Raw genomic sequence first — 7,707 nt, 5'->3', positions numbered from 1 at the left:
TAGCTTTATATAATACTACTATTATATATAGTTATATTATTATTTACTTCCTATACTATAGTCACTAAAGATAACATAATTTTCTCCCTCCTCTGGCTATTTGTCAAATTTCTAATTACGTTCTTCTATATAATTAAAATATATACCAGTAAAAGTCATTTGTAAAATCATACTGCCTTTTCATATGTTTGTTATTGAACTTCATCATTTTAAATTTTTATTATATAATTCAGTTAATTCATCTATATATTCTTGTCCACCTGTCTTTAACCACTGTTTTTGAGCAGATTTATATCCATCTTTATCTATTTGCCCAGCTATATATTGAATTCTAGCATCACTCATAATATTTTGTAATTGTACACCTTTCTTAGAATAAACATCCGAAATTAATGAAGCACATGGGTTAAATACTGCTTTCTTTTTACCAGTTTCCATTATATTTGTGTTTATTTCTTCTAGTTTACTACCTTTTTTCTGATTTTTAGCTTCAATATCATAACCAAGTACATTAGTTGACAATTGTGAGTAAGCTGTTTTCTCATTTAATAATTTTTGATCTGTTGTAGATTCAATTTTTTCATCTTTTATTTCATAGTGAACCCCTTCAACTCCATGATTTAATAATGTAGTAACTTCTTCTGTATTTGTTTTATTTATAAAGTCCAAAACTTTTTTAAGATTTTTTTCATCTTTTACACTTTGCTTTGGTATCATAAACATCCCTGAATAGCCAGTCGTTGGTAGAATATAATTTCCAGCATCAGTTGCAATATCACCTATCATTGTTACATAAGAATCTCCATTTTGACCATCATCTCCATATTTCTCAACAGTTTTTTTTGCTAATCTATTCATAGCTCTCGATTGAGTATCTACTATAACTCCAGCTTTTCCATTTACAAAAGAATCATCCCATTTTCCTGAATCTAGAACTGCAAAATCCTTATTCATAAAACCTTCATCATATAATTTTTTAAAGTAATCTAAAGATTTTATATATTCATCAGTCATAAAATCTAAAACTACCTTCCCATCTTTAATAGTTGTTCCATTTGGCGCTCCAAACCAAACTGCCATCTGATCAAAAGGACTATTTGTATTTAATCCACCTGTCCATTTAGGTATTACCATACCTGTTGTATCATTAACACCATTTCCATCTGGATCGTCATTTGTAAATTTTTCAAGTACATTTGTAAACTCATCTAATGTACTTGGAACTTTTAAACCTAATTTATCTAACCAATCTTTTCTAAATATTACACATGAACGTATAACATCTCTCTTACGATATATTCCATAAGTTTCTCCATTAAATGAAGCATTTAATTTAATTTCTTCATCAGATTTTGATAAATTATCATAGTCTTTTAAATAATTATCTAATTTCCAAAAAGTACCTTTCTTAACATTACTTATTGTTGCTGCATCCTTATCTGTTACTATCATAATATCTGGAACATCATTAGAAGCTAATGTTATTGAGACTTTATCTGCATATGAACTATTTGGAACCCAAGTAATATCTACATCATAACCAGTTAGTTCTTTGAGTTTTTTATCTATTTCATTATTCTTTGTTGGTACATCAGAAATTAATAAAGGTGCCATTATAGTTATTTTCTTATCATCAGTATCATTTTCAGAACTTTTTGAACTACAACTAGCTAACATAGTGATTATTGATAATATGCCTACTAAAAATAATGCAATTTTTTTATTTTTCATAATTAACATCTCCTTTTCAATTGTAGTTAGTTTTCAATACTATATAATTATTTTTTTCTATAAAACAAAAAACTAATTACATAGCATCATCGTAATGCAACTTTTAGTCACATTTATCCTTGATACTTATAATTAGTCTCCAGTCTTTCTGGTTAACTTGTAAATATATAAATTCCAAATAAATTGTATTATTGTTATATGTTTAATATGATATCATTGTATATCAACTAATTCTAGATGTCAATTCTGAAAATTAATAACTATGATTTATATAAAGTTGCTTACATTGTATCCAAGTCAACTTAAGTCAAAAATATAATTTATTTTGCAGGTTTTGGAGTACAATTTAAATAATTTACATTTGTAGTATTCGAACTTACCCAAGGTGATTTTCCACTATTGGTAAAAGTAACCCCTTTAAAGGTACTATTCTTAAGATATTTTATAGATGCTCCCTTTTTACAAGAATCTAATGTAATATTATTTAAATTTATATTGTAATTATATTGTGTGGATAATGCATTGGCCCATATTCCATATCCACCAGCTTTGGTACAACTTATATTTGATAAAGTTATATCATGAAAACATCCTGGTGTTGGTGCTGGATTTTCAACATTAGTAAGCCCATAATTACTATCAAATGATATAGCATCATTTACAATATTACGCATTGTTATATCCCTTACTGTTACATTTCTAGATCCACCACCAATCTCTTTGCTAGTTTTAAATCTAAGGCCTATATTAGTTCCGTCAAATACACAGTCTTCTACAGAAACATTTTCAATCCATGCTCCAGTATAACTTCCAAAAACAACTCCTCCATGCCCTCTCTTTGTTGTACAATTAAATATTCTAATATTGCTATCAGGTATATTTTCTTTTATTGCATCCAATCCATATCCTGCATTAAGATTTATACAATCATCCCCATTATCAAAATAACTATTAAATATATTACTATTATCAGTAGTTGCAATGTCTATTCCATCTGCATTATGTATCCCATAGGTTTTAACTGAAATTCCATCAACCGTTACATTCTTGCTATAGCTTATAAATATAGAATGTTCTGCTGGATTTACAATATTAATCCCCCCGATATAGAATCCAGTTACTCCTTTTGCTGTTATTAAGTCACTTCTTCCCTTATCTCCTTTAAGTTTACTCTGAGCCTGTCCAAGTTTTGTTAGATTTCCGTTCGAATAAGTTCCTCCATTTACAGTACCTTTCCCATATATTTTTACATTTGATATGCTACCATAATCAGTTGTATATGCGTTTATTAGCCCCATATAATTATTAGTAGAATAGTATGGGAATCTCTTACTTGTAAAAGCATAATCATTAATATTGTCACTACCAAGAAGTGTTCCATCTATCCTAAGTGACATATTGCTTTTTAAATATAATGCTCCTGATAAAAAATCACCTGAAGGAATTACAACTGTTCCACCATTTGAACAATCATTTATAGCAGCTTGAATCTTATCTGTATTCAGAGTTTTTCCATCACCAACAGCTCCATACTTTGTTACATCAAAAACTTGAGCTTTTGGTGATGTTTTTTGTGTTATTACTTTGCTATCAGCTGACTCAGTATTATTAGAATATTTAGCTCTAACCTTAATTGTATAAGTTGAATCTGCCTGTAAATTTGAAACTGTGTAATTTAACTTAGTTGTATTAGCAGTCAAAGAATCGTTTACATAAACATTATAACTTGAAATTTTTGAGTAATCAGCCGGCTTATCCCATATAACTGTAATGGAATCATCTGAATATCCCAAACTTGGAACTATAACATCTTGAGGTGCATTCCTTATTATATCTGCTCTTACTATATTTCTATTAATAGGACCAAAAGAAATAGCAACTAGAAACACTGTTGTAGTTAATAGTAATTTGAATTTGTGTTTTTTAATCATTTTAACATTCCCCTTTTCACTTGAAATAATTACATTTACTTCCTAGATTTATATATATATTCTACAAATACTCTTATACTCCTCTATTTATAAATGATTCCCTTTCATTTTTATTTTGCGACACCTAAAATATTATTCTAAATAATTCTTTCAAAAACAAAGAAACCATCTCCTTCGAGATGGTCCCTTTATATACTGCAAACGATAAAAAATATTACTTGCTTCATATAGGTGGGAAACTAAACATAAGCCATGGGCTAGGCTTACTTGAAGCAAGAGATAATGCCCATATACTTATTATATATGTTTATGTTTTAAATAATAGATATCTTTAGTCCCTTTATTTTCAGGACTATAGTCCCCTTCTAATAATTAAGAAATAAAAGTTTCTTTAACAAAGAAACCACCTCTTTTGAGGCGGCTTCTTCTTATATACTGCAAACGATAAAAAATATTACTTGCTTCATATAGGTGGGAAACTAAACATAAGCTATGGGTAGAGCTTATTTGAAGCAAGATACATAATACCCATACTCTTATTATATCTGTTTCTTATTGAAATGATAGATATCTATGGTCCTTTTATTTTTAGGACTATAGTCCTCTTTCTAATAGAAAATATTAAAAAGAGAGTAGAGAATTTTTTTAATAACAAAGAAGCCACCTTTTGAAGATGACTTCTTTATATACTGCAAACGATAAAAAACATTACTTGCTTCATATAGGTGGGAAACTAAACATAAGCTATGGGTCAAGCTTACTTGAAGCAAGAGGTCATACCCATATTTTTATTATATATGTTTCTATTCAAAATAATAGATATCTTTAGTCCTTTTATTTTTAGGACCTTAGTCCCCTTTTTTGCTAATATTTATGGTAGTACTCCTATACAAAAAATAAGCCAACTCATTTATATTGACTTATTTTTCACAATTTAGAATTATGTATAATCTTCCAAGTTATTTCCTTTGTTTTTTTCTTCATAAAATCCACTTACATTATTCTCAATAGCATATAATGTTGCATGAACCCTATCTTCTACTTCTATCTTTCTAAATATACTCGTTACATAATTTTTAACTGTTTTTTCTGATAAAAATAACATTTCTGCAATCTCTTTATTCTTCTTCCCCTCAGAAATTTTTATTAATATACTTAATTCTCTGTTAGATAGGTTTTCAAGTTTGTTTTCATTTGTACTTATATAATCATCAATGAATACTGATTCCATAAGTGTCTTATCAATATATTTTTCACCGCTAAATACAGCTCTTATGGCATTAGTTATAGCATTTCCAGCTGATTCTTTTAATACATATCCTTCAGCCCCAAAATCTAGCACTTCTTTTATTTTCCTTTTTTGTTTTTCTACAGTTAAGATTATTATTTTTATATCAGGCCATTTCTTTTTAACAATTTTTAACGTTTCTACCCCATCGAGTTTATCCATATTAATATCTAATAATATTATATCTGGAGTAATCTCTTTCAATTTTTCTATTAAATCTTCTCCACTATCACTTTCAAGCACTATTTCTAAATCTTTTTCATAACTAATTATTCTGATTAGACCTTCTCTTATTAATGCATGATCATCCGTTATAGCTAACTTTATCACTGTTTTCGTTCCCCCTAATTGTAGGCAGCTTTATCCTATACTCTGTCCCTTCATCTATTAAAGACTTTATTTGCATAGATCCACCTAATTCATCTATTCTATCGTAAATTCCTTTTAATCCATAGCTTTTTGTATTCTTTCTAGCATTCTTGAAAAATTCAGTAACATTAAAACCTTTACCATCATCCTTAATACTCAAATAGATATAATCTTCTCCTATATCCAATTGAACTTCTGAATTCTTTGCTCCAGCATGTTTTTTAATATTATTTAGGATTTCTTGAATTATTCTATACACAGCAACTTCTATTACATAATCAACTGCACAATCACTACTTTCAATATCTACTATTAAATTTGTAGATGTCTCCTCTATAAAAGCTTCTTTTAAATCCTCTATTGCTGCCTCTAAAGTAATTCCGTTTAAAAATGGAGGTTTTAAATCAAATATTATTCCCCTAACTTCCTTTAATGTTTTTCTAACATTTGATTTAAGATCTTCTAATTCTTCTAATCCTTCTTCTAAATCTTTATTTAGCAACATTTTACAAAAATCAATTCTCATAAGAGTACTTGCTAAATATTGTGCTGGACCATCATGAATATCTCTTGCTATCCTATTTCTTTCCTTCTCTTGTGCTTCAACAAACTTTATGGCATAAGCTATTTTACTATTTTCTTCAGCAGACTCTATATTTTTGTAAACATCACCTTTTAAATAGCTTAATGCTACATTTACTTGCTCAATTACATTATCTGCATCTTTAATATTATGAAAATTATTTTTAATAGACCTTTGTAAAGATTCTCTTCTAGTTTGCAATCTTCTTTCTTCTTTTTGCATAGTAATATATTCAACTCTAATATTTAAAGCTTCTTCATATATTAATCTAACTTCTTCTTCTTTCACTTCAAAATTTGCAGATGCCTTTGCTAAATTTTCTCTCATTTGCTTATCAACTTTTTCTAGTCTGTCAACTTCCTTAATAAGTTTTTTAATTTGATCTTCAACTATATTTAATTCCATTACTTGAGTTTCATATTCACTTTTTAAGGATTCGGCAATATTAAATATTTTGTCTTTGCCATTATGAATGTCTTCAATAACAACAGAAAGTATAGAATTTACATTACTTTTTTCTTCACCCATAACATCACCATTTCAACTTCATCTTATAGTTTTATTAAATTATAACATAGAATTTTGTCTATTTTCAAATAATATTGTCATTTTAATATTTAGTATTATCAAAATTATATATTTACACTATTTTTATTCTTAAAAACTATGTTATCTCTGACTAATATTGTCTATGTCTTATTATTTTTTACCATAAGTAATATATTGTTGATAGTTCAAATAAAAATAATTATAGTACTTATTTTGAGGTAAAAAATGAAAAATTCATTACTTAAAGAAAACTTTTATAAAAATCTTACTCCTTCTGTTCAAGATAAATTTAAATCTTTACTAAAAGCAGCTAAAATAAAAAATGCATCTGAAAAGATATCACTTTTTATATATTGTACAATTTCCATTATTTTTATTTACTATTTCAAAAAGACTTTCTATACAGTAAGATACTTTTCAAATTTAGATAATGTATTTAAATTCGCTAAATTTCTAGTTATTATAAATGGTTCTATATTGATTTCTACTTATATAACAAAAATACCAAAAGATAATTATTCCAAGGCTATTACTTCTTTTAAAAATGTCTACTTATTAAGTATTTGTAACTGTAAACTAAAGTGTAATTGCAAAACTGAATTATCAGCTTACTTAAAAAAACAAGGTATTAATTTATAAAAAAAATATTATCATTATATAATTGACATGCTTTTTCTTCTATGATAAAATAAAAATTTTTGGCTAATATCTCTAAAATGTGGTATAATATAAATATGATTATTTTGGAGGTGCTTAATTTGTTTAAAACAGGAGATAAAATAGTTTATCCAAACCAAGGTGTAGGTATTATAGATTTAATTGAAGAAAAAGAGTTTCGTGGTGAAACGCAAAAATTCTACAACATTCACTTATTAAACAATTCTCTAAAAATTACTTTACCTTGTAACCGCATTGAGAATTCTAGCATACGGTTAATATGTGATTCTAACACTTTAGATAATATTTTAGATAATTTAAAAAGGCTAAGTGAACAAAATGATGCTATAGATTCAACTAATAGTAAAGATAGGTTTTTAACCAACTCAGCAAAAGTAAAATCTGGATCATTACAAGATTACATTGAAGTTTTCTTAAACCTCTCTTTAATAAAGAGAAGCCATTCATTAAACTCAAGTGAAAATCAAATGTTAAATACGATAAAAAAAGTACTTATAGAAGAAATTAGCCTTGTTAAGAATATTACTGATAACGAAGCTAATGATTTATTAGAAAAAAACTTATCACTTTAAATTCTA

The 7,707-nt window shown here is 27.1% G+C and carries 6 protein-coding genes; 2 read left to right on the top strand and 4 right to left on the bottom strand.

The window, feature by feature from the left end; genetic code table 11:
- Window positions 1-204: 204 nt before the first annotated feature.
- The 4 genes from NNC19_RS15200 to NNC19_RS15185 form a co-directional block, all read right to left on the bottom strand.
- Window positions 205-1,731, bottom strand: coding sequence for an extracellular solute-binding protein (locus NNC19_RS15200; RefSeq protein ID WP_310939517.1), 1,527 nt, complete (start codon window positions 1,729-1,731; stop codon window positions 205-207).
- Between the two features lie 320 nt (window positions 1,732-2,051).
- The gene (locus NNC19_RS15195; protein ID WP_310939516.1) at window positions 2,052-3,662 is read right to left on the bottom strand and encodes a glycoside hydrolase family 28 protein; all 1,611 of its coding nucleotides are present in this window, start codon (window positions 3,660-3,662) and stop codon (window positions 2,052-2,054) included.
- Between the two features lie 940 nt (window positions 3,663-4,602).
- Window positions 4,603-5,280 (bottom strand): response regulator transcription factor, encoded by a 678-nt coding sequence (locus NNC19_RS15190; protein ID WP_310939515.1) that lies wholly within the window; start codon window positions 5,278-5,280, stop codon window positions 4,603-4,605.
- Window positions 5,255-6,430 (bottom strand): histidine kinase, encoded by a 1,176-nt coding sequence (locus tag NNC19_RS15185; protein ID WP_310939514.1) that lies wholly within the window; start codon window positions 6,428-6,430, stop codon window positions 5,255-5,257. Before NNC19_RS15185 ends, NNC19_RS15190 begins: the two co-directional genes overlap by 26 nt.
- A 246-nt stretch (window positions 6,431-6,676) precedes the next feature.
- Between NNC19_RS15185 and NNC19_RS15180 the strand changes: the two genes are divergently transcribed.
- Together NNC19_RS15180 and NNC19_RS15175 are read left to right on the top strand one after the other, a co-directional pair.
- A complete protein-coding gene (locus NNC19_RS15180) occupies window positions 6,677-7,090 on the top strand; it encodes a hypothetical protein (RefSeq protein WP_310939513.1) in 414 nt (137 codons plus the stop codon).
- A 119-nt stretch (window positions 7,091-7,209) separates the two neighbouring features.
- Window positions 7,210-7,701, top strand: coding sequence for a CarD family transcriptional regulator (locus NNC19_RS15175; RefSeq protein ID WP_310939512.1), 492 nt, complete (start codon window positions 7,210-7,212; stop codon window positions 7,699-7,701).
- The last annotated feature ends 6 nt before the right edge of the window (window positions 7,702-7,707 follow it).

It is taken from the genome of Clostridium sp. SHJSY1 (genome assembly GCF_031626875.1).
In the GTDB taxonomy this organism is placed as follows: Bacteria; Bacillota; Clostridia; order Clostridiales; family Clostridiaceae; genus Clostridium.
This window is presented reverse-complemented; position numbering and strand designations above follow the sequence as displayed.

Excerpts from the sequence above, each read along its gene's own strand:
- NNC19_RS15180 (WP_310939513.1), top strand. The coding sequence starts at position 6,677 with ATGAAAAATTCATTACTTAAAGAAAACTTTTATAAAAATCTTACTCCT.
- NNC19_RS15185 (WP_310939514.1), bottom strand. The coding sequence starts at position 6,430 with ATGGGTGAAGAAAAAAGTAATGTAAATTCTATACTTTCTGTTGTTATT.
- NNC19_RS15200 (WP_310939517.1), bottom strand. The coding sequence starts at position 1,731 with ATGAAAAATAAAAAAATTGCATTATTTTTAGTAGGCATATTATCAATA.
- NNC19_RS15195 (WP_310939516.1), bottom strand. The coding sequence starts at position 3,662 with ATGATTAAAAAACACAAATTCAAATTACTATTAACTACAACAGTGTTT.